17 protein-coding genes and 4 pseudogenes are annotated in these 23,166 nt (G+C 58.4%); 16 read left to right on the top strand and 5 right to left on the bottom strand.

The window, feature by feature from the left end; all coding sequences use genetic code 11:
• Nucleotides 1-37: 37 nt before the first annotated feature.
• The 3 genes from FQ185_RS12550 to FQ185_RS12540 are packed head-to-tail and all read left to right on the top strand — an operon-like array spanning nt 38 to nt 2,414.
• A complete protein-coding gene (locus FQ185_RS12550; protein WP_149417722.1) occupies nt 38-790 on the top strand; it encodes a 5-oxoprolinase subunit PxpA in 753 nt (250 codons plus the stop codon).
• Nucleotides 787-1,491 carry a 5-oxoprolinase subunit PxpB gene (gene pxpB, locus FQ185_RS12545; RefSeq protein ID WP_149417721.1) on the top strand — a complete coding sequence of 235 codons (705 nt, stop codon included), beginning with the start codon at nt 787-789 and terminating at the stop codon, nt 1,489-1,491. The genes FQ185_RS12550 and pxpB overlap by 4 nt, the downstream gene beginning before the upstream one ends.
• The gene (locus tag FQ185_RS12540) at nt 1,488-2,414 is read left to right on the top strand and encodes a biotin-dependent carboxyltransferase family protein (RefSeq protein WP_149417720.1); all 927 of its coding nucleotides are present in this window, start codon (nt 1,488-1,490) and stop codon (nt 2,412-2,414) included. The genes pxpB and FQ185_RS12540 overlap by 4 nt, the downstream gene beginning before the upstream one ends.
• 53 nt (nt 2,415-2,467) lie before the next feature.
• On the opposite strand, the gene FQ185_RS12535 is transcribed toward FQ185_RS12540, so the two are convergent.
• Both FQ185_RS12535 and FQ185_RS12530 read right to left on the bottom strand, forming a co-directional pair.
• A complete protein-coding gene (locus FQ185_RS12535) occupies nt 2,468-3,646 on the bottom strand; it encodes a VWA domain-containing protein (RefSeq protein ID WP_149417719.1) in 1,179 nt (392 codons plus the stop codon).
• Between the two features lie 25 nt (nt 3,647-3,671).
• Complete coding sequence (locus FQ185_RS12530; protein WP_149417718.1) at nt 3,672-4,517, bottom strand: MoxR family ATPase; 846 nt, start codon at nt 4,515-4,517, stop codon at nt 3,672-3,674.
• Between the two features lie 166 nt (nt 4,518-4,683).
• On the opposite strand from FQ185_RS12530, the pseudogene FQ185_RS12525 reads away from it, so the two are divergent.
• Both FQ185_RS12525 and FQ185_RS12520 read left to right on the top strand, forming a co-directional pair.
• Nucleotides 4,684-4,944, top strand: a pseudogene (locus FQ185_RS12525) (DUF4160 domain-containing protein).
• Nucleotides 4,932-5,435, top strand: a complete 504-nt coding sequence (locus FQ185_RS12520; protein ID WP_149417717.1) for a DUF2442 domain-containing protein — start codon at nt 4,932-4,934, stop codon at nt 5,433-5,435. The pseudogene FQ185_RS12525 and the gene FQ185_RS12520 overlap by 13 nt, the downstream one beginning before the upstream one ends.
• Here FQ185_RS12520 and FQ185_RS12515 read toward each other — a convergent pair.
• Entirely contained in the window at nt 5,432-6,508 is a 1,077-nt protein-coding gene (locus FQ185_RS12515) for a DUF748 domain-containing protein (RefSeq protein WP_149417716.1), read from the bottom strand. The two genes, FQ185_RS12520 and FQ185_RS12515, sit on opposite strands and share 4 nt — an antisense overlap.
• Nucleotides 6,509-6,634: 126 nt before the next feature.
• On the opposite strand from FQ185_RS12515, the gene cysK reads away from it, so the two are divergent.
• From cysK to FQ185_RS30555, 10 genes and pseudogenes are all read left to right on the top strand, one after another.
• Complete coding sequence (gene cysK, locus FQ185_RS12510; protein ID WP_149417715.1) at nt 6,635-7,609, top strand: cysteine synthase A; 975 nt, start codon at nt 6,635-6,637, stop codon at nt 7,607-7,609.
• A gap of 210 nt (nt 7,610-7,819) precedes the next feature.
• Nucleotides 7,820-8,758 (top strand): aspartyl/asparaginyl beta-hydroxylase domain-containing protein, encoded by a 939-nt coding sequence (locus tag FQ185_RS12505; protein WP_149417714.1) that lies wholly within the window; start codon nt 7,820-7,822, stop codon nt 8,756-8,758.
• Between the two features lie 352 nt (nt 8,759-9,110).
• Nucleotides 9,111-9,974, top strand: a complete 864-nt coding sequence (locus FQ185_RS12500; protein WP_149417713.1) for a DMT family transporter — start codon at nt 9,111-9,113, stop codon at nt 9,972-9,974.
• Between the two features lie 254 nt (nt 9,975-10,228).
• A pseudogene (locus FQ185_RS12495) lies at nt 10,229-12,308 on the top strand (type VI secretion system tip protein VgrG).
• Nucleotides 12,305-13,138 carry a DUF4123 domain-containing protein gene (locus FQ185_RS12490; protein ID WP_149417712.1) on the top strand — a complete coding sequence of 278 codons (834 nt, stop codon included), beginning with the start codon at nt 12,305-12,307 and terminating at the stop codon, nt 13,136-13,138. Before FQ185_RS12495 ends, FQ185_RS12490 begins: the two are co-directional and overlap by 4 nt.
• Entirely contained in the window at nt 13,135-16,407 is a 3,273-nt protein-coding gene (locus FQ185_RS12485; RefSeq protein WP_149417711.1) for a toxin VasX, read from the top strand. The genes FQ185_RS12490 and FQ185_RS12485 overlap by 4 nt, the downstream gene beginning before the upstream one ends.
• A complete protein-coding gene (locus FQ185_RS12480) occupies nt 16,404-17,348 on the top strand; it encodes a hypothetical protein (protein ID WP_149417710.1) in 945 nt (314 codons plus the stop codon). Before FQ185_RS12485 ends, FQ185_RS12480 begins: the two co-directional genes overlap by 4 nt.
• Complete coding sequence (locus FQ185_RS12475) at nt 17,345-18,271, top strand: hypothetical protein (RefSeq protein WP_149417709.1); 927 nt, start codon at nt 17,345-17,347, stop codon at nt 18,269-18,271. Before FQ185_RS12480 ends, FQ185_RS12475 begins: the two co-directional genes overlap by 4 nt.
• Nucleotides 18,272-18,521: 250 nt before the next feature.
• Nucleotides 18,522-19,235, top strand: a complete 714-nt coding sequence (locus FQ185_RS12470; RefSeq protein ID WP_149417708.1) for an IS1 family transposase — start codon at nt 18,522-18,524, stop codon at nt 19,233-19,235.
• A 506-nt stretch (nt 19,236-19,741) separates the two neighbouring features.
• Nucleotides 19,742-20,001: pseudogene (locus tag FQ185_RS30555) on the top strand (fructose-bisphosphate aldolase).
• On the opposite strand, the pseudogene FQ185_RS12460 reads toward FQ185_RS30555, so the two are convergent.
• Together FQ185_RS12460 and FQ185_RS12455 are read right to left on the bottom strand one after the other, a co-directional pair.
• Nucleotides 19,979-20,194 (bottom strand): annotated as a pseudogene (locus FQ185_RS12460) (LysR substrate-binding domain-containing protein); the annotation flags it as partial. The pseudogenes FQ185_RS30555 and FQ185_RS12460 sit on opposite strands and share 23 nt — an antisense overlap.
• A 34-nt stretch (nt 20,195-20,228) precedes the next feature.
• Nucleotides 20,229-21,137: a DMT family transporter gene (locus tag FQ185_RS12455; protein WP_149417707.1), complete on the bottom strand. Its 909-nt coding sequence runs from the start codon at nt 21,135-21,137 to the stop codon at nt 20,229-20,231.
• A 157-nt stretch (nt 21,138-21,294) separates the two neighbouring features.
• Between FQ185_RS12455 and aceK the strand changes: the two genes are divergently transcribed.
• Entirely contained in the window at nt 21,295-23,013 is a 1,719-nt protein-coding gene (gene aceK, locus FQ185_RS12450; protein ID WP_149417706.1) for a bifunctional isocitrate dehydrogenase kinase/phosphatase, read from the top strand.
• Nucleotides 23,014-23,166: the final 153 nt, after the last annotated feature.

Here is a 23,166-nt window from a genome sequence, read left to right as displayed (position 1 = left end):
GCGGTTAAAAAGAAAAAAGCCTACAGGAGTGTTCATCGTGAGCCGTCTGCTATTGAACTGCGACATCGGCGAGAGTTTCGGCAACTGGACCATGGGGCTGGATGCTGAAGTCATGCCCTTCATCGATTGCGCCAACATCGCCTGCGGCTTCCACGCCGGCGACCCGAGCATCATGCGCAAGACGGTCAGCCTGGCCTTGAGCAACGGCGTGCAGATCGGCGCACATCCGGCGTATCAGGATCTGGTCGGCTTCGGCCGCCGTTCCATGGCCTACACCGCCCAGGAACTTCAGGACATCGTGCATTACCAGATCGGCGCTCTCGACGGCATTTGCCGGGCTCAGGGCGGGCGGGTGAGTTACGTCAAACCGCACGGCGCGATGTACAACGACATGATGGCCAACCCGGCGCAGTTGCGTGCGGTGCTTCAGGCTGTGGTGTCCTATGATCGCCAATTGCCGCTGATGCTGATGGCCACTCGTGACAACAGCGCAGCCCAGCAATTGGGCGACGAATACGGAGTGACTCTGTGGTTCGAAGCCTTCGCCGATCGCGCTTACGACAGCGCGGGCATGCTGGTTTCGCGGCAATTGCCGGGCGCGGTGCATCATGATCCCGAGACCATCATCGAGCAGGCGCTGACCATTGCCCGCGGCGGCAACCTTACGGCCAGCGATGGCAGTGCCTTGCACTTGCAGGCCAATACCCTCTGCGTACACGGCGACAATGCCAGTTCGGTAGCCGCCGTGCGGCGTATTCGCGAAGCACTTGATCGGCAGAGCGCGCCATGAATCTGCGGGTAGAAGTGGTGGCGCTGGATTGCTTGATGGTCCGTCTGTTTGATGAGATCAGCGAGGCCAACATGCCATGGATGCTCGCAGCCAGTGAAAGTCTGCGTGCTGCGTTCGCCGGGCATTTGATCGATCTGGTGCCGTCCTACACGACGTTGATGGTGCATTACGATCTGACCGCGTTGAGTCCGGCTCAGGCTCGGGAGCTGATCGCCGAGGCTCTGATTGATCTGTCGCCCAACGCCTGCACCCGCGGCAAATGTCATGTGCTGCCGGTCTGGTATGACTTGAGCGTCGGCCCGGAGTTGAGCCTGCTGTCCCGGCGCAGCGGATTGACAGTAGATGAAGTGATCCGCCGCCACAGCGAGCGCGAATATCAGGTGTTCGCCCTGGGTTTCGCGCCGGGTTTCGCCTTCATGGGGTTGGTGGAAGAAGCACTGGCGGCGCCGCGTCTGAATACTCCACGCAAAAAGGTCGCTGCTGGCAGCGTCGGTATCGCCGAACGGCAGACAGCCGCTTACCCGGTGGTGTCCCCGGGTGGCTGGAATCTGATCGGTCGCACCCCGGCCAAATTGTTCGACCGCGAACGCGACGGCTACAGCCTGATGCAACCCGGCGACACGGTGCGCTTTGAAGCGATCAGCCATGCCGAGTTCATCAATCTGGGCGGTGACGACACGCCGTTGGAGGCGCAGGTATGAGCCGTCTATCTATTGAAGCAAGTACGCCGTTGTGCCTGTTGCAAGACGGCGGCCGTTTCGGCGTGCGGCATCTGGGCGTGACTCAGGGCGGAGCGGCGGACTGGCGATCGATGTCGTGGGCCAACTGGCTGCTGGGCAATGAGCTGGATGCGTCGGTGATCGAAATTACACTCGGCGGGTTCACCGTGGTGGCGGACGAAGATTGCGTGCTGGCGCTGGCCGGGGCGGATCTGGGCGCGCAGCTGGATGGTGAGGCGTTGGCACCGTGGCGCAGTTTCAGGCTGCACAAAGGTCAACGATTGCAATTCACTCAGCCGCTGCTTGGCGCTCGGGCCTATCTGGCGGCGCCGGGCGGATTTGATGCGCCCAAGGTGTTGGGCAGCAGTGCGACAGTGGTTCGTGAAGAACTAGGCGGGCTGGATGGCATGGGCCGGCCGTTGGCCAAAGGTGCGTCGTTGAGCTACTCGGGGAGTTCGCTGCTACTGCTGCGTGAGTTGCCCTGCGAGCGGGTACCGGAGTTCAACCTCAACCCGTCGCTGGATTTGGTTCTCGGTGCCCAGATCGGCGAGTTCAGTGGACAGAGTTCGTTTGACGCGTTCAATAGCGTCTGGACCCTCGACAGTCGTGCCGACCGGATGGGCATCCGCTTGCTGGGAACGGCGTTGGAGTATCAGGGTAAGGCGATGATTTCCGAAGGCATCCCGCTGGGTGCGGTTCAGGTGCCGCCGGACGGGCAGCCGATTGTGTTGCTCAATGATCGGCAGACCATTGGCGGCTATCCGCGATTGGGCGCCTTGACGCCGTTGGCGCTGGCAAGGCTGGCGCAGTGTCTGCCGGGGGCGCAGGTGCGGTTGCGGCCGGTGGTGCAGGATGTCGCGCATCGGGAGCAGGTCAAATATTTACGGCAGTTTGCGTCACACTGATCGTTCCCACGCAGAGCGTGGGAACGATCAGTGGCGTGGGAGTGATCAGCGCTCTATTTGGAAAGAAACCGCATCCCTTCCTCAAGCCCCCGCAACGTCAGCGGATACATCTGGTCGTTAATCAAGTCCCGAACGATATTGGTCGAGGACGTATAGCCCCACGTATCTTTCGGGTACGGGTTAATCCAGATGACCTTCTTGTACTTCTCCATGAAGCGCTGCATCCACACGTAACCGGCTTCTTCGTTCCAGTGCTCGACGCTGCCGCCGGCCTGGGTGATTTCGTAAGGCGCCATGGCGGCGTCGCCGATGAAGATCACTTTGTAGTCGGCGCCGTACTTGTGCAGCAGGTCCTGGGTAGAGGTGCGTTCGGAAGTGCGGCGCATGTTGTTCTTCCACACCGATTCATAAATGAAATTGTGGAAGTAGAAGTACTCCAGATGCTTGAACTCGGTCTTGCAGGCCGAGAACAGCTCCTCGCAGATCTTCACGTGGGCGTCCATCGAACCGCCGATGTCGAACAGCAGCAACAGCTTCACGGTGTTGCGCCGCTCCGGTCGCATCTGGATGTTCAACAGGCCGGCATCACGGGCGGTGTGGTCGATGGTGCCATCGATGTCCAGCTCTTCCGCCGCACCCTGACGGGCGAACTTACGCAACCGCCGCAAGGCGACCTTGATGTTGCGCGTGCCCAGCTCCACCGAATCGTCGAGGTTCTTGTACTCGCGTTGATCCCAGACCTTGACCGCTTTGCCCTGACGCTTGCCGGCATCGCCGACGCGAATGCCTTCCGGGTTGAAGCCCCCGGAGCCAAACGGGCTGGTGCCGCCAGTGCCGATCCACTTGTTACCGCCGGCATGACGTTCTTTCTGTTCTTCCAGGCGTTTCTTGAACTCTTCGATCAGCTTGTCGAGGCCGCCGAGGGACTGGATCTGCGCCCGTTCTTCATCGCTCAGGGAACGTTCGAACTCCTTGCGCAGCCAGTCTTCCGGGATCAGCGCCTGAAGGTGGTCGTCGAGTTTTTCCAGGCCATTGAAATAGGCACCGAAGGCCCGGTCGAATTTGTCGAAATGCTTTTCGTCCTTCACCAGAATCGCCCGGGACAGGTAATAAAACTCGTCCATGTCGGCAAAGGTCACACGCTGTTTCAGCGCGTTGATCAGGTCCAGCAGTTCGCGCACCGAGACTGGCACCTTGGCTGCGCGCATTTCATTGAACAGGTTGAGCAGCATGGCGTTTGCCCCTGGTTATCGGTGCTTAGCGAGTGCCGCGACGGCTCATGAACGCCAGACGCTCAAGCAATTGCACGTCCTGTTCGTTCTTCACCAAGGCACCGGCCAGTGGCGGAATGGCCTTGGTCGGATCGCGTTCGCGCAGCACCGCTTCGCCAATGTTGTCGGCCATCAGCAGTTTCAGCCAGTCCACCAGTTCGGAGGTCGATGGCTTTTTCTTCAGGCCCGGCACCTTGCGTACGTCGAAGAACACGTCCAGTGCTTCGCTGACCAGGTCTTTCTTGATGTTCGGGTAGTGCACGTCGACGATTTTCTGCATCGTGACGCGATCCGGGAAGGCGATGTAATGGAAGAAGCAGCGGCGCAGGAAGGCGTCCGGCAGCTCTTTCTCGTTGTTGGAGGTAATGATGATGATCGGGCGCTTCTTGGCCTTGATGGTCTCGTCGATTTCGTAAACGTAGAACTCCATCTTGTCGAGTTCTTGCAGCAGGTCGTTGGGGAACTCGATGTCGGCCTTGTCGATTTCGTCGATCAGCAGAATCACCCGTTCTTCAGACTCGAAAGCCTCCCAGAGCTTGCCCTTTTTCAGGTAGTTGCGAACATCGTGAACCTTTTCCGTGCCCAGTTGCGAGTCTCGCAAGCGGCTGACCGCGTCGTACTCGTACAGGCCCTGATGCGCCTTGGTCGTGGACTTGATGTGCCAGGTGATCAGCTTGGCACCGAGTGACTCGGCCAGCTGCTCGGCCAGCATGGTTTTGCCGGTGCCTGGCTCGCCCTTGACCAGCAGCGGACGCTCCAGGGTGATGGCGGCGTTGACCGCCAGCTTCAGGTCATCGGTGGCGACGTAGGCCTGGGTGCCTTCGAACTTCATCTGCTAATCCTCGAACGGTAATGCCGACCTGAACGAGGCAGGGCGGGGCGCGATAAGTGTGATGCCCAACTATAACGCGAGGCCCGGTCGACTGTGAACGCAGACGGCTTATTCAGTCTCTGAATGGGGCGTCACATCTTGACTCAGTCTCGGCTGCTGGCCAGTATTGAGCTATCGCCATTTTGGCGATAGCTTGCCGGTCTACTAAATACCGATTTCGCGATACATACCGCATCCCGTTGCGCGAGAAGGATCATCCGCCGCCCCATGTCCACCTCATCGGTGGCGGGCTCGACGTCAGCTCAGCCTGGAAACTGTCGAAGTGATGGTCGGCAAGGCACCGCCACTGATTATCAAGGAAGCGCTGGAGTGGGTCAGGGCCCATCAAGTGCAATTGCTGGAGGATTGGAAACGATGTTACCCATGAAACGACCACGGCTGTCGGCCGTGCAGGCATTGCCCGATTACCGCCTCGCACTGACCTTTATCGATGGCCAGCAGCTGACCCTCGATTTGAGTCGCGATCTGCACGTTTATTCAGGGTTGCAACCATTGCTGGAGACTGGCGCTTTCGAAGGTGCAACCCTGGGCGATGATGGCTGGAGCGTCGAGTGGCCTGAGTTGGACATTCAGATGGGTGCCGACATTCTGTATCTGGATGCTCTCGCACAAAACGCATCAGACGAAAACACCCGGATCTTCATCGACTGGCGCGTTCGGACCGGTTTGCCACTCAACCAGGCGGCCGAAGCGCTGGGAGTCAGCGCCCGGAGCATCACTCGCTACAGCAGCGGCCGTGAAGCAGTGCCCCGATCGTTAGCCCTGGCCTGTCTGGGCTGGGATTTTCTGCAGCAGCAATCAAACCCGTCGCGGGCGGCCGAAGAAACCGGTCGCTATACCGTCACGCGCAAACCTTAATCCGCATCGGGTTTTGGTCGTTCATATCGGGCGTTGAATGCCTGAATGAAACCATTACGTAAAATCTGCAAAAACGCCTGGAACGCGCTGATATCTTGGCGATGCACGTTACCGCTCAGCTCGACGCGAGTCGCAAACTGGTTCTTGCCCTGGTTTTTCAGTACGGTTTCGGAGCCCCCGACGATTGCTTCCCAAATAGAGCGGAAAATCCCTTTGTCCTTGTTCTCGACATCCTGCCGCCAATTGAATACGTCAACGTCCTTCAGCAGCGGCTTGATATAGCCCGTCAGTTGAGCTTTTTTGGCTTGCGCTTCGATCACCACATCACCGTGACCGGCATTGAAATCGAACTTGCCATAGGCCGAGGCGAAATCGTTCATGCGCTTGAGCTCGATGTCCCTGGCCCGCAGGCGGAACTCGAAGTCTTCGAAGTTGCTCAGCGGATCGAAGGTGGCTGTGGTTTCCAGTGGCGCATGCCCCAGCAGCAGGGCCTTGCCTTCGAAGCGAGCGTCGCGTTTGCCTTCGGTGTCGACCACGTTGGTCAGGTTGTAAATACTGGCGTCGACCTGAGTGGCATTCATATTGACGGGCGGTTTGGAGTTGAAGTTGCGGAAACTGATCTTGCCATCGTGGATCCGCACTTCGTTCAAGGTGATCGGCGCCAGTTTGCTCAACTGGGCACGCCAGTCCGTACCCTCACCGGTCTGGGAGTTTTTCTTGTTGGCCCCGCCGTCAACGAAGTTCACCTCGGGTTTGAAGAACTGCACCTCGGCTACGACTGCATGGTCGTACCAGAGTGAGTGCCAACTGACTGAGAGGTCGATCAGCGGTGCGTTGACGAACGGCACCGGGACCTTGCCGTCCACCTTGACGATTTTCAGTCCATTGATTTTGTAAGCACCGCGCCACAGGGCCAGGTCTACGTCAGTGACCTGGCCCCGGTAGTCGCCCATGTCTGCCAGCTTGTCGTTCAAGTAGTTGCGCACCATGTAAGGCAGCGCGAAATGCAGAACAATCAGCAGCACGATGAGGCCGGTGAGGGTCCACAGGGGCCAACTGTATCGACGTTTCATGATGGTAAATCTCCGGCGATGTAAAGCCATTGACTGCTGCGGTAACCGGACGTTCGACTGACTGGACGGGCACGGGCAACAGGCATACCTTGGAGCGCTTATTCAACGCTGTATAAGGACCCAGCCATGAGCCGTATTTTCGCTGACAACGCCCATTCCATTGGCAATACGCCGCTGGTGCAGATCAACCGCATCGCCCCGCGCGGTGTGACCATCCTGGCCAAGATCGAAGGGCGCAACCCCGGTTATTCGGTCAAGTGCCGGATTGGTGCGAGCATGATCTGGGACGCCGAAAGTACCGGGAAACTCAAGCCTGGCATGACCATCGTCGAACCGACTTCCGGCAATACCGGCATCGGCCTCGCATTTGTTGCAGCCGCGCGTGGTTACAAGTTGATGCTGACCATGCCTGCGTCCATGAGTATCGAGCGACGCAAAGTGCTCAAGGCGCTTGGCGCCGAACTGGTACTGACCGAGCCGGCCAAAGGAATGAAAGGCGCGATAGAGAAGGCTGCTGAAATTGTCGCCAGTGAACCGTCCGCCTACTTCATGCCGGCGCAATTTGACAATCCCGCCAACCCGGCCATCCACGAAAAAACGACCGGCCCGGAAATCTGGAACGACACCGACGGTGCGGTCGATGTACTGGTGGCAGGGGTCGGAACGGGCGGAACCATTACCGGCGTTTCGCGGTATATCAAGAATACCCAGGGAAAACCGATTCTCTCGGTGGCGGTAGAGCCGACGGTATCCCCCGTGATTACCCAGGCACTGGCGGGCCAAGAGATCAAGCCGAGCCCGCACAAGATTCAGGGCATCGGCGCCGGTTTTGTGCCGAAGAACCTGGATCTGTCGATGGTCGATCGGGTTGAGCTGGTCACCGACGACGAATCAAAGGCAATGGCCCTGCGTCTGATGCAGGAAGAAGGGATTTTGTGCGGTATCTCCTGTGGCGCGGCCATGGCGGTGGCTGTACGACTGGCTGAAACGCCGGAAATGCAGGGCAAGACCATCGTGGTGATCCTGCCCGATTCCGGTGAGCGCTATCTGTCGAGCATGCTGTTCAGTGATCTGTTTACCGAGCAGGAGAATCAGCAGTAACAGGAGGATTATTCTGGTTGGGAAAGGAGGGTTGACTCAGGTCAGCCCTCGTTCAGGAACCGTATGTTGATAAGTGCTTTATTGCGCAAACGTTAATACTGAATGTCGAGTGAGTCGGGTTTTTCCCGAAGCCGGTAGTGTTTATCATGTCCGGCTGCCACGTCGGGTAAATGGCGGTGTGCAGAGTTGTCTACTATCAAGGAGTTGTTGATGACCTTTTCCCTTGCCGCGAAGGCGTCGCTGTTGCTGCTGTTCCTCGGTAGTACTCTCTATGTGCATTTGCGCGGCAAGGTGCGGTTGCCGGTCCTGCGTCAGTTCGTCAACCACTCGGCGCTGTTCGCGCCCTATAACGCCTTGATGTACCTGTTCTCCGGCATACCCTCAAAACCTTATCTGGACCGCAGCAAATTCCCCGAACTGGACGTGCTCAAGGACAACTGGGAAGTCATTCGCGACGAAGCGATGCACCTGTTTGATGAGGGCTACATCCGCGCCGCCGAAAAAAACAACGACGCCGGTTTCGGTTCGTTCTTCAAGAAAGGTTGGAAGCGTTTTTACCTCAAGTGGTACGACAAACCGCTTCCTTCTGCCGAAACCTTGTGCCCGAAAACCGTGACGCTGCTCAGCAATATTCCCAGTGTCAAAGGCGCCATGTTCGCGTTGCTGCCGGCTGGTAGTCACCTCAACCCGCACCGCGATCCGTTTGCCGGTTCCCTGCGTTATCACTTGGGGCTGTCGACACCGAACTCAGATGATTGCCGCATCTTCGTCGACGGTCAGGTTTACGCCTGGCGTGATGGCGAAGACGTGATGTTCGATGAGACCTACGTGCACTGGGTCAAAAACGAAACCGAGAAAACTCGGGTCATCCTGTTCTGCGACGTCGAACGACCATTGAGCAACCGCTTCATGACCGGTATCAACCGCTCGATCAGTGCTTTTTTGGGCCGCGCCACCGCACCGCAGAATCTTGATGACGAACGTGTAGGCGGGATCAACCAGGCCTATGCCTGGAGCAAGAACTCCAGCGACAGGATCAGTGGCATGGTCAAGCAATGGAAGCGTCGCAACCCCAAGGCTTACCGGGTGCTGCGTCCGGTGTTGGCGGTGGTGGTGCTGGTGTTGTTGGGATATGGGTTGTTTGGTTAGAAGTTATTGCAATTCATTTCACGCGCTGGTTATAGTCGGCACTCGGTGGGTTTCCAACCCACCTTATCTCTCCCTCAAAAAAGATCAGCCCATGCCAGCCTCCCTCATCAACGCGGTAGTCGATTCAGCGGTCAACGCTGGCGTCGTGCCGTGCGGGAATCAGCAGCCTGCGCAGATCAGTCATTACCCCCCACCTGTCAGTAGCACGCCGGTGTGCGCAGTCGTATCACCGCCAGGCGTCGGCATTTCGGGCTGATCAGCTTCTTTTCGCTGTTTCTCGTGCCCGCCTGAAAAAACTACTGAATTTCAGCTTCGGCTGAGTTGGCTTCTTGCCTGACTACAGGTGGTATTCATGTTTGTCCTTTCGAAAAAATCCGCGCTCGCGGCGACGTCCACGAGCCTGTTCGTCCTGCTGTGGAGCAGCGGGGCGATCTTCTCAAAATGGGGGCTGGCCCATGCGTCGCCCTTTGCCTTTCTGCTGATTCGCTTTGCTATCGCTTTGTGCGGTCTATTACTGCTGGTGCCGCTGCTCAAGTTGAAACGGCCCAAGGGCGGCAAGCCGATGTTGTATGCGATGGCCACGGGTGTGGTGTTGCTCGGGGCGTATCAGATTTTCTATCTGCTGGCGCTGGACCTGAAAGTCACCCCGGGAGTGATGGCAACCATCATGGGGGTGCAGCCCATCCTCACCGTGGTGTTGATGGAGCGTCAGCGTTCGTGGAGTCGGATGTTCGGCCTGGCCCTGGGTCTGGCCGGTTTGATCATGGTGGTCTACCAAGGCATCGGTCTGGCCGGCATGTCTCTGGCCGGAATGCTCTTCGGTCTGCTGGCGCTGGTGAGCATGACGTTCGGTTCGATCATGCAGAAGCGCATCACCGACAATCCCCTCGGCACACTGCCGATCCAGTACCTGGCGGGGCTGTTGCTCTGCGGGATATTCGTACCGTTCCAACCCTTTCATTTCGAACACAGCACCGGTTTCATCGTGCCGGTGTTGTGGATGGGATTGGTCGTGTCGGTGCTGGCGACCTTGCTGCTGTATCGCTTGATCGCCCGGGGCAACCTGGTCAATGTCACCAGTCTGTTTTACCTGGTGCCAGCGGTCACGGCGGTGATGGACTATCTGATTTTTGGTAACCGGTTGGCAGCATTGAGCATGCTCGGCATGTTGCTGATCATCGTCGGTCTGATATTCGTGTTCCGTAAATCAGCGTAACAACGAAGAGGCCTGGAGCATTGCTCCGGGCCTTACTTATGCCGTTACAGAACGACGTTTTTTATTGCTTTTTACGGTCAGGCCACTCATGTCATAGACGTAACCGCCTGCAACGCGGAAAGGTCTGACTGTATTCGCAGACCTGTCCTACATAAATCATTTTTCTCCGTTGCTAACGTGCCCGCCAATTTCGCGTGCACAGACCACGGACGGTTTGGATATCGCGCTTTTCTCCTCTGCTTAAGGATAAGCGTATGTTCGGATCGGCCAGTTCAGCGTACTTCTCGCTGTTGATCCCCACTGTTCGTAACGATTTCAAAGTGCTCGCCTTTGACGGTGTTGAGGCCATCAGCGCCTTGTACGCGATCCAGGTTGAACTGGTCAGCGAACACCCGGATTTTGATCTCGAAAGCCTGCTCAGCCAGCCCGCCTTTCTCCAGTTCGGTCATGACGGCGAAGGCCTTCATGGCCGGATCGAAGACGTATTCGTCGGTGAGGCCGGTAAACGGCTGACCCGTTATCACCTGACCCTGGTACCGGCGCTGCACTACTTGCAGTTCAGCCACAATCAGCGGATTTTCCAGAACCTGACGGTGCCGCAAATCATCGCTCAGGTGCTCAAAGGCCACGGCATTCAGGCCGATGCGTTTACCTTCCATGTCAGCACCAGCCCCGAGCGCGAGTACTGCACGCAGTACGGGGAAAATGACTTCGAGTTCGTCCAGCGCCTGTGCGCCGAGGACGGCATCGCCTGGCATCGCCTGGCATCACCAGCATTCGGCTGACGGTCATCTGCTGGTGTTCACCGACGACCAGACCTGGTTCCCCAAACTGGGCGAAACCCCTTATCAGCAAGACTCCGGGATGGTGGCGGAGCACCCGGTGGTCAGCCAGTTTTCCATGCGTTTCCGCACCCGGACCAGCACCACCACGCGCCGGGGTTATGACCTGAAACGGCCGAGCCTGTTGCTGGAAAGCCGCTTCACCGCCGAGTTCAGCCCTGAGCTGGAAGACTACCGTTACCCGGTGTTGATCGAGAGCGAAAAACGCGGCAAACAACTCGCTCGCCAGGCCTTGGAGCGCCACCGCACCGATTACCAATTGGCCGAGGGCAACAGCGATCAGCCCACGCTGCGCTGCGGTCACTTGTTCGACCTGACCGAACACCCGCGCAAAACCTGCAACGATTTGTGGTTGTTGCTCAGCGTGACGCACGCTGGGAAACAGCCGCAGTCACTGGAGGAGGCCATTACCAGCGACGTCAAACCTGAAGACGGTTTTACTCAAGGCTATCGAAACAGCTTCAGCGCCATTCCCTGGGATGTGTTTTATCGGCCACCGATGCGCCCACGCAAAACTGTGCTGGTCAGCCAGACTGCTCGTGTTACCGGGCCGGCCGGTGAGGAGATCTATTGCGACGAATACGGTCGTGTGAAGGTCGAACTGCCGTGGGACCGGGCCGAACTCAACAGTGAAAAAAGCAGTTGCTGGCTGCGGGTTTCCTCCAGTTGGGCGGGTGACAGCTTTGGGGCGGTGACCGTCCCGCGCATCGGCATGGAAGTCGTCATCACTTATCTGGACGGCAATCCTGACAATCCGCTCATTACCGGGTGCGTGGCCAACACCGTCACCTCAGTCCCGTATTCGTTGCCCGAGCATAAAACCAAGACCGTCTTGCGCAGCCACAGCTCCCCGCACACCGGCGGTTACAACGAACTGTCGCTTGAAGACCGTGCCGGGCAAGAGCAAATCTACTTGCGCGCCCAACGCGACCTCGAGCAACTGATCCTCAACGATAGCGACACCAAGATCGGCAACGACCGCCGCGAGCAGATCACCCGCGACAGCCACAGCCTGATCAACAACGACCGTTTTGAACAGGTGGACAACCATAGCGCCAGCCTGATCAAGGGCGACGAGTTGCACACCACCCAAGGCGTGCGCAACACGGTGATCGGCGGCAACGAGCTGATCTCTATCACCGGCAACAGCAGCTCCACGGCAGGCGGCACGCTGGTGATTCAGGCCGGTTCGCAGGCTCACGTCACCGCCGCCAACGTGGTGATTGATGCGGGGATGAGCCTGACGCTCAAGGCTGGCGGTCAGCACATCGTGATCAACGCCGGCGGGATTTTCAGCAGTGTGGCCATTGTCGAGGGTGGCGCGCCGTTGGCCGGGATAGCTCCGGAGGCTGCTCGCTCATTGATCCCCGTGGCGCCGCAGGCCTTGATTGCACCATCCCTGGCCGCGCAAAAACGGGCATTGACTCAGGCAGCACAACAGGCCGCACCGATCTGTGCCGTGTGTCAAAAACTGGCGGAGATATCGGCATGAGTCAGGCTTATCTGCTGCTGGATCGTGCCCAGATTGAGCGTCTGCCTGAGCGTCTGTTTGAGCTGGGGAGCACGACGTTTCAATCGCTCTATCAGACAACTGTCTATAGCCCGTTGGAGGAAGCCGGGCCGGTACTGGTGCCTGTTTCCTCTAATAACCCGCTGGCCCAGACCTTTTTTCGGGACTGGAGCGCGACGTGTGGAATTTGGCTGGAGTCAGAGGCACAAGAAGCTGTTGTGCTCGAGCATTTACGTAGCCTGATTCACGTTCGTGTCGAAGGGGATGTCACGGTTTTGTTCCGTTACCACGACCCTCGTATTACGGCTTTGTGGCTAGCGCCGTTGGCCGCTGGCGAGCGTGATCGCTTGATGGGGCCGGTGCGACTGATCCGGCTCCCGGAACGGGATATCCATCAAGAAAACCCGGATCAACCCGCTGCACTGTATGCGCATGAGCCTTGGTTATTCCTGTCTTCGGAGCAACTGGAGCACTTGGGCACCGCCCAACGACAGCGCTTCGCCCAACGGTTGATCGAACACTGCCAGCAGTACTTTTCTGAACACCTGCAAGGACTGGACGCCTTTGCGCTGCAACAGTGGGCGTCTCACTGCCAGCACACTGCTGGTCGTCACGGTTACAGCGCCATTGATGAAGTGCTGCTCTGGGCTCGCTTCCACGCCGTGCTGGGCACTGACTTTCCCGATGCACCGGCTCACGCCGCTTACCGAAGCATGTTGGCAGAGCCCGGTGTATCGCCCGAGCAACGGCTGGATAACCTGAATGCCGAACTGACGCGTCAGCAGCTCATCGGCAAGGAGTCCGGCGTATGAGCGCAGAAAAACTGGCGATGATCGACCGCGCCGCTCAGGCCGAACGCGCCGCCAAGGCTCAGCCTCATGTCGATATCAACAGCCCGATGGCGCCGTGCCCAGCCAGCCAATCCGAGCTGTTCGTGGTCCCCGTGCGTTATGCCTTGGCTGAAGAAAAGGCCGACAGTCCTTGCTGCATTCCCGGCGTCACCACGCAAAGTCGTCCCATGGCGGCACGTCGCTTGCGGGGCGGATTTGTTTATCTGTGGCAGGACAAAGGCCCCCTTAAACGGTATGCCGTCTCGCCGAAGGGCCTGCTCAAAGAGCAAGCGCTCCACGCCGATGCAACCCTGGTGCTCGACGGCACATTGACGGGCCTGGCCCTGGAAAAAATCCACGATGCCTGGATGCTTTACAGCGAGTTCCCTCTGAACGCCGAGCACTGCCAATCGCTGAGTGACAGCAGCGCCAAACGCCGTGCGCACATGCGCCATGTGGCGTTGCGTACCGTGGCCAATGAACTGCAAGCCAAGCATTGCCCGCCGCTGGAAAAAGCCGTTGAGGTCATGGCCGAACTCATCCCCGGCACCTTCTCCCGGTCGATGAAAGTGGACCAGCTAAGGGGCGTCGAGGATATCGAAGCGCTGGGTGCAACGCTGATGAAAGAACCGACCCCGGTCAACATCAAGGCCTACACCGACGCCATGCATGGCGCCCGCGAGCGTGAAAAAGTCCTCGCCCAGCACCCCGAGGCCGGCGATCAACCGCCGGGCGAGTGGAGCGCCGAACCATGGGACGGTCAGGGCACTCAGGATTGGCTGGACAGCGCCAAGGCACAAGCCAAGGAATTATTTCCCGTGTTCGCCTGCCTGGATGACGATCTGGGCGTGCTACGGGACATCAACCACGAACAGGAATGGGTCGAGGCGAGTCACGAAAAATGGCTAGGTGATAACAACCTGCGGCTGAGCATCGGTGGGTTTATTCGCAGCCTGATCTCTGAAGATGGCGCCGAACTGGCCGGGTCCATCAGCTACCGCTACAAGGATCGCGATATCACCCTCACGCCCGAACAGGGCCAAGTCATGCTCGACACCCAGCCTCGGCTGGATGAAGAACTCAAGGCCGAAACCCGGGCCCGTCAATACGGCGGCCAGCCCACTCAGGCCGAAACCGCCGCCCGCGATGCGCGAATCGCAGCCATCGTCGCTCCGGTGCGGGCCTTTATTCCGGCGGACTTGTACAACGAAGTGGAATTCGTCGTCCGCGAATACCGTGCCGAAAAACACGCCAACCTCAACAACCATCACTTCAGTGCCAAGGTCGGCGAATACATCGACCTCGAGGCGATGAATACCTGGTTCGCGCAGACGGCCGCGACGCACTACCAGCAGATCGAACAGCGTCACACCGCGTTGTTTGCCGACCGGGGCGTGTACCTCAACCGCTCGCTCAGCGGCACCTGGTTTGTCGATTACCACGACCTGGAAACGCGGCATTGGCTGACCGAACTGGCCACCGGCTGCCTGACCGCCCAATGCCTCCGTGCCCAAGGCGCCGAGCAATACGCCGACTACGTGCGCACCGCCGACGGCGGCGCGCTGAAGCAACTGTTCAACGCCTGGACCCCCTCGATCGATGCGGCTGTTAACAACACCTCTCGCCTGGGCGAGCTGATGGCGGCATTGGCTTCCGACAACATCAGCGCCACCCATCAGGCCTTGGCGCCGTTGAGCGCATTGGTACTGGATGACATCGCGGCCATGGCCCGAGACGCGAGCAGCCAATGGAGCATGTTGGTCAACCGGCTGGCGGCTTCGCTGTTGTTACTCAAGAGTGACGGCGCCTTCAGCCGCTCCTGGATGGGCGTCCTCATCGCCGCGCGGCTGGGCAGCGACACGCGTTTGCAGTTCGTCACCGAGGGCGGCCGGCAGGTGTGGAAGTTGTTGGGGCAACAGGCCGAAGCACTGGGCGACTGGGCGAAGGCGACCGGGAAGGCCATTGGCGCGGGGCGTGAGGGACGGATTGTTAATTCGCCAGTTGTGGCCAATAGCGGTGGGGTAGTGCCGTTGGCGACGTTGTTGTTGAACGTGCTGAATGCGCATAACTATTTGAGAGAGGCCGGGGTGTTGGAGGGGATGGACAGCCGGCGGGTGAATGACACGGTGTCGGCGACGTTGTATGCGGCGGCGGCTTTGGTGGCGGTGGTTGATAGTCAGGTGCGGAAGGGGTTTGGGAAGGATCGGTTCTTTATTCGCTTATCTGCGGCTCCGACGCTGACGCTGTTTGGTGGGGTGATTGGTGGATTGTCGGCTGCTGCGGCATTCGCAGAGTTCAACTCCCTGAAAAAGCAACTTGAGAGCGTCCAAAACCGAGTCGACCCGTGGCTGCAACTGCGCCAGATCGCAGTCGGTGGACAAATAGCGGCTTTTGGCACCCAAGCGCTGTTAGGGCTTGGCTACACTGCCCGCGCCTTGGCGGGTTCTATAACCACCGAAGTCGCCATCTTGCGTTACACGCTGTACATGGGGCCGTTGAACTGGCTCATTCTCGGGCTGGGTGTTCTGCACCTGATCACCACGCTCTGGAAGCAAACCCCGCTGCAAAACTTCCTGAATTTTTGCTGCTGGTCAAAAGAGCGGGCGATCGATCTGGCACCTATCGCGCCCAAAGCCCAGGTGGACGAACTCGATCGGCTGTATTTCATCCTGTATGCACCTCGGGTCAGCATGCAAAGCAGCTCGGAGTCGACCGCTGGTAATGGTCCTTCAGGCCTCGCTTTCGTCAGCTCGATCAATGCCCTGACTATCGATTTACCAGGGGCGGAGCCGGGCAGTGCCTATCTGGAACTGAGCATGGTCGGTGACCCGCTGGATACCCAGGCCTCCCGCGACCTGATCAAAAACCGCCCGTTCAACCACTACAAAGCACCGCGTCCCTGGCGAGACATTACACCTCATTGGTTGTCCAGCAGCGTCTGTCAGTGGATACCGCACCAGGAAGGTCAGGGCCTACGCTTGAGTGGCCCATTCAACACGCTGAAAAGTGTATTGGGCACCACACCCAGCACTGTTTCCCTGCGCTTGCGTTATCGCACGCCATTGACCGCGATGCTCGGGGCCAGCACCTTTATCGGCGGCGAACGAGGGCTTGCCTTTACCCTGAATGACACCACCGATGTGATAGCGCTGTGGGCGGATCCGACGCCGCAACTGGATCGTGTCCCGAACTACCCGCTCGGCGAAGACCACCCCGGTGCCATTTACCTGCAACCCAAGGACAAACGATGAGCACGCCACTGGCAGGCACCACGCAAAAACGGATGTTTTCGCGCCACGATTACTTGGCGCCGTTGCCCATTCCTACGGGTAGAAAACCCTCAGATGTGCTCAACACCATTTGGCGCAAGAACGAGGTATTTCTTGATATAGGCAACTACAGCATCGGTTCGGCGGTGATGGTGATGTGGCCGACGCTGATGGTGTTTTTAGCCATATCTTTCTTCACTCGAAATCTTGACCCTGATTACAGCCAAGGTGTTTTGATCCTAGGGGCGGTTATTTTGGGTATTCCTGCACTGATTTTGATCCAGGGCCTGTTCCGCGAGGTTCCCTTACCCGTGCGCTTCAACCGCCAACGCCGGGAGGTCTGCGTCCCCCGCGACGACGGCCAGTACTGGATCGTCCCTTGGGAAACCGTGACGGCCGCCGCCACCCAGCAGTCGTCGGTCAGCCAGGCCGGTAAAGCCACGATGGGTTTACTGATCATTGGTTTCGAAAACCCGGACCCGCAGGCCAAGGAAGACAACAAGCATTTTTCACTGGGCTTCAACTGTGGCGGCGGCACCACGGCGATGGCGTTGTGGGAGTGCATGCGCAGTTACATGGAGATTGGGTCGCACGCTGTTGAGGATCAAACAGCCCGTTTCGACAGGTCTAAAGGAATATGGGCGACCTATCTGGACGACCTTGTAAAAGCCGCAAAATTGAGAGGTTGGCCTTTAACTATCTTGTGGGAAGGCTTTTGCGGGATTTTCATTTTCAACACGCTGCTGATCGACGTCCTTGAACGGTGGAAACTGAATCCGCCGCCCGATTTGCCCTATCCCGACATCATCGAATGGTCAAAACCATTACCCCCCGAGCAGTGGGCCAAACGCTCTCCAGAGCTGGAAGACGCCATCGCCAAACGCGAGGCTGAACTGGCCGCGCAGACCAGGGATGCCGCATGAGCACGCCACCGGCAGGCACCACGAAAAAACGGATGCTTTCTCGCAATGACTATTTGGCGCCGTTGCCGATCCCTACCGGAGAAAGACCGCAGGACGTGCTCAACACCATTTGGCGCAAGAACGAGGTGTTTCTCGATATAGGCAACTACAGCATCGGTTCGGCGGTGATGGTGCTGTGGCCGATGGTATTGCTGTTTGCGCTTTTGAACTACATCACTCCCGATCCTCTGATATGGGGCGGAGCGCTAATCATCGTGGGCATCCCTATTTTGCTTGTGGTCCAAGGCCTCTTCCGTGAAGTCCCTTTACCGGTGCGCTTCAATCGTCAACGCCGAGAAGTCTGCGTCCCCCGCGACGATGGCCAGTACTGGATCGTCCCGTGGGAAACCGTGACGGCAGCCGCCACCCAGCACTCGTCAGTCAGTCAGGCCGGTAAGGCCACGATGGGTTTACTGATCATCGGTTTCGAAAACCCAGACCCGCAGGCCAAGGAAGATAACAAGCATTTCTCCCTAGGCTTCAACTGTGGTGGCGGCACCACGGCGATGGCGTTGTGGGAGTGCATGCGCAGTTACATGGAAATTAGTCCGGAGGCTGTCCCTGAAAGTCGCGTTGGCGTTGCACCCTACGAAGAAACGCAAATTGGTTCGATCATCACCGACTTGCGCAAGGGCAACTTGTTAGGCGTTTTATGGGGAATATTTTGCATAACGATTTTGGGGACGTATTTGGCAGAGAAACTTCAGGATTTGAAACTTTCGCATCCGCCAAACCTGCCCTATCCCGACATCATCGAATGGTCAAAACCATTACCCCCCGAGCAGTGGGCTAAACGCTCTCCAGAGCTGGAAGACGCCATCGTCAAACGCGACGCTGAACTGGCCGCGCAGGCGGAACAAGCGTTGCTTATGGAACAGTCTTAAAACGCTAATGAACCAACTTCCCTCACTCCCAATCCCCGGACACGATGATCTGCCGGACTACGACGTGTGCCTCCCGGCAAACCTGCGCCCCGACGCCGATCGTTTGATCCGCTATCTGCACGAATTGCCATGTCGACCCGTGCGGTACTGCCCTTGGTGTGGCAATACCAACGTGACCCTCCATAACAATCGCGGCCGACAACGGCTCCCGCGTTACTACTGTCGCTCCTGCCGCAAGAGCTGCAACAGTTTGAGCGATTCACCCTTTGCGAACATGCATCGGATGGAATTGTGGTCAACGTTTGCGGTGTACCTGCTGGCCGGTTGGTCCAGCGTCCAGATAGCGTCTCGCTTGGAAGTGACTCCTAAGGTCTACTTCAGCTGGGGGCAGGCGGTTCGGGAGGTGGTGGCTGAGGAGTGCCCTGATTTGCATCAGTGGTGGACGACACGCCATTACCGGGAAAACCTGCAACCACCCGAGCACATCGCGGCGCAACAGCAGGCGGTCGTCACCTGGATCGAGACGATGCTGAATGCACAGCACGCGACGTGTCCAAGGTGTGGGGGAACGCGGACCTATCGAAATAAAGGCGTTCGTCCGAATTTCAAGTGCGATCCCTGCGTGACCTGCTTTTCCATTCTGTCCGGGACACCGCTGGTCGGGATGATTCGACCTGAACTCTGGGTCGATTTCGTGAAAGAGGTGATGGATGGCCAAAGTATCCCGGACCTTAAACGGCGCTCAGGGCTGGGCATGGGCGGCAGTACACGCTGGCGTGAGCAGTTTTTATTGTTGATCGAAGAGCTGGGGCACCCTGAACTGTTGCAATGGATCACCTGGATGCGCAGTCGTCGTAATAACGAAGCGGTCAGTTTTGTGCGTCAGGGAGGGTATCTGGACAAGGCGACACGCTCTGTCTATCCGCAAGGTACGCGAAAGGGCAGGTTTGTTTCGCAGAAATAGGCGCTACGAAAGCAGCGATTTTTTGATGTTTTGCATGTCCGTAATACGTGTAGGACGGCTCCCATAGTGGCGAGGGAGCTTGCACCCGCTGGGCTGCGAAGCAGCCCTAAACCCTGACGACCCATTCCTACAGGTACACCGCGATGTCCGGTTTTACGACGGCTGCGCCGCCGAACGGGGGCGAGCGCCCTCGCCACAGTGACGTGCTCGCTCCTACAACCTCGGTTTGCAGTCGCTAAAACCGCCGCTTATAGTTCGCTCCGTCGCTGACAACAGCTGGCGACAGCGTTTCGCAGCCCTACGGCACAAATAGTAACCAAGCATCCATAACAAACAACGAGGGTCGCCTTAGCGTCCGTAGTCCGTTTTATGGTGGCTGTGTGTGGGAGATCTTCGGGTCTGCCGGGTTCTTTGTGCCTCGGTCTGCGAACCCGCACACAGCTACCACCCATTCGTTTCGCAGCGAACGGTAGTAGCTCTTCTTGTACGTACAGGAAGATTTACTTATGCCAATGAATAACCCGCCTCGCCGCTTCACCCCCATGTCCCATTTGCCACCGACTACCCCGTCCTGCTCATCGACAGCGACGCCCCGATACGCGAACTCCACAACTGTGTCAGCGAACGCCTCAACGCCGTCCTCAAATACCTGCACCTCATGGCCTGCGCCAGCCTGCCCGATTGCGCCGAAAACGACATCAACACCGTCACCCACATCGCCCGGATCATGGTCCTGGATGTGAGACCAACGAGAGCAAGGTCATGATCGAGGTGGTATCAACGATGCTGCTGGGGATGTCCACCCGCGCGTTGTGAAACACCTGATTGATGATCGCGCGCATCGGGCCTGGATGCTGTTGCAGCACCCAGGTCATGTTTTGCAGTTCCGCCCAGCTCAACTGCGTCTCCTGCGCCTGTGGGTTTTGCGCGCGGGCGCTCACGCACAAAGCTTCTTCGTTTGCCCGCGAAGGCGTCATCAGCAACACCGCAAAGCTACTTGGCAGCCACCCCAACAGCCTTCACCACCGCAGGCTTCAACACCAACCACAACGCCGCCGCAATCAACACCCCTCCATAGATGTGCGCCATCGACAACGGCTCATCCAGCAACAGCGCCCCCCACAACACCCCGAACGGCGGGATCAGGAAGGTCGTGGTCATCGACTTCACCGGCCCGACCGAGCTGAGCAGACGGAAGTAAATAATGTACGCCAAGGCTGTACACACCAACCCCAACCCCAGCAACGATAACCAGACATTCCAGCCACCCCAGCTCGCGGGCGGCTGGCTGATCACGCTGTAACCGAACAAGGGCAACAAAAACAAGGTCGCCCCGAGCATGCTGCCCACCGCCGACAGGCGACTGTCGAGACCGCCGGCCTGATCGAGCCAACGGCGCGCGAGAAATCCCGCAAAGCCGTAGCAAGTGGTCGCGAGCAAGCAGGCGAGGGCGCCCATCAGTAATTCCATGTCGAACGCCACCGGACCGGCACGCGTCAGGATGCCGACGCCAAACAGCCCGAGGAACACCCCGCCCAGCTTGGCGCCCGTGAGTTTTTCATGGAAGAACAGACCGCCAATCAACACGCCCATCAGTGGCGTGGTAGCGTTGAAAATCGCCGAATAGCCGGCCGGCAGCACCTGCGCCGCTACCGAATAGAGGGTCGCCGGAATCCCGGAGTTGATCACCCCGAGCAGCATCACGGTTTTGAGTTTGCCTTTGAAATCCCAACTGATGCGCATCAGCCCGAGGATCACCAGCAGCCCGACAGCGGCAATCGATACGCGGAAAAACGCAGTGGGGATTGTGCCAATTACCGGGGCAATGATGCGCATGAACAGAAAGCTCGCACCCCAAATAGCCGCCAGCGACAGTAAACGGAAAATATCGACGGGGTTCACAACGCGTTCCTTCCTTGATGGGGACGAGAGTGTTGCCGAGCGCCTGATCGATGGCAACCGAAAAACGAGCAATTAACCCGGGCCGAAAATTACGCTTCTCCTGCCCCCGGTTCACTGGCTAAGCTCAGGCTTCCGCAATTCCCGCAGAGGTCTCACCATGCCGCAGCAATGGCCAGCCACCGACATCGCCCGAATGATCCTCGATGGCTTTGACGATTACCGCGAGCATTTCCGTCAGATCACCGACGGTGCCCGGGCGCGTTTCGAGCAAGCCAAGTGGCAGGAGACGCAATCGGCATCGGCCGCGCGGATCAATCTGTATGAAGAAAAAGTTGGCGAAACGGTAGGACGGCTGCACATCGCTTTCGACGCCGATACGCTGGATGTCAGTTGCTGGCCGCTGGTCAAGAGCGCTTACATCAGCCTGATCGACCTGCGTTTCGACGATGAACTGTCCGAGACCTGGTACAACTCGATCTTCTGCGGGCTGTTCAGCCACGACCTGATCAGCGACGGCTGCATGTTCATCCACACGACCCGGCCGAGCCTGCGCCGGGCTCGCGCCGCGCAAACCCGCACGTACAAGCCTCAGGGCCAGTTGTCCGGCATGTTGGCGAGCATTTTTGCCGACTACCGCTTCAGCGAAGACTACGCTGACCTGGCCGGCGATCTGCGCCGCCTCGAAGCGCAATTACGCGAGAACCTGCCGGACTGGGTGTGCAAGGACCCGGAACTGAGCGTCGAACTGTTTTCCTCAGTGCTGTACCGCAACAAGGGCGCGTACCTGGTCGGACGCATTTACACCCAGGATGAACAATGGCCGCTGGTGATTCCGCTGCTGCACCGTGAAGGTCGCGGCATTCAGATCGACGCGCTGATCACCGATGAAGCGGACGTCTCGATCATCTTCTCGTTCACCCGTTCATATTTCATGGTGGATGTGCCGGTACCGGCGGAGTTCATCGGCTTCCTCAAGCGCATCCTGCCCGGCAAGCACGTTGCCGAGCTGTACACCTCGATCGGCTTCTACAAACACGGCAAGTCCGAGTTCTACCGGGCGCTGATCAACCATCTGGCCAACACCGACGACCAGTTCATCATGGCGCCCGGTGTACGCGGCATGGTCATGAGCGTCTTCACCCTGCCGGGTTTCAACACGGTATTCAAAATCATCAAGGACCGTTTCTCGCCGTCGAAAAACGTCGACCGCGCCACGGTGATCGAGAAGTACCGTTTGGTGAAAAGTGTCGATCGGGTCGGACGCCTGGCCGACACCCAGGAATTCGCCGACTTCCGTTTTCCGTTGAGCAAGTTCGATCCGGCGTGCCTGGAAGAACTGCTTGAGGTGGCAGCGTCCACCGTGTCGGTGGAAGGCGATACGGTACTGATCCGCCACTGCTGGACCGAGCGGCGGATGACGCCGTTGAACCTGTATCTGGAAAACGCCAACGACGCGCAGGTCCGCGAGGCGCTGGAAGATTACGGGTTGGCGATCAAGCAACTGGCGGCGGCGAACATCTTTCCCGGTGACATGCTGTTGAAGAACTTCGGCGTCACCCGGCATGGTCGCGTGGTGTTTTATGACTACGACGAGATCTGCTTCCTGACCGAGGCCAACTTCCGGCATATCCCGCAACCGCGCACGCCGGAAGACGAGATGGCGTCGGAGCCTTGGTATTCGATTGGACCGCTGGATGTGTTTCCTGAGGAGTTTCCACCGTTTTTGTTTGCTGATTCGGGGCAGCGCAAGTTGTTTGATCAGTTGCATGGAGAGTTGTACAACGCCGATTACTGGAAGAGCCTTCAGGAAGCCATTCGTGCCGGGAAGGTGATAGATGTGTTCCCTTATCGGCGCAAGGGCCTCGACAACGAGTAGCTCCCCAAGATCGTTCCCACGCTCTGTGAACTGACCCCCAAAGGTTGAACACAACCTTTGGGGGTGTCATGGGTAAGTACACAGAGCAAGTAAAACTGGCAGCAGTGCAGGACTACTGTTCCGGTAGCGCGGGTTTGAGGGATGTGGCACACC

It is taken from the genome of Pseudomonas sp. ANT_H12B (assembly GCF_008369325.1).
In the GTDB taxonomy this organism is placed as follows: Bacteria; Pseudomonadota; Gammaproteobacteria; order Pseudomonadales; family Pseudomonadaceae; genus Aquipseudomonas.
The sequence above is the reverse complement of the archived record's forward strand: the minus strand, read 5'-3'. Positions and strand labels throughout refer to the sequence as shown.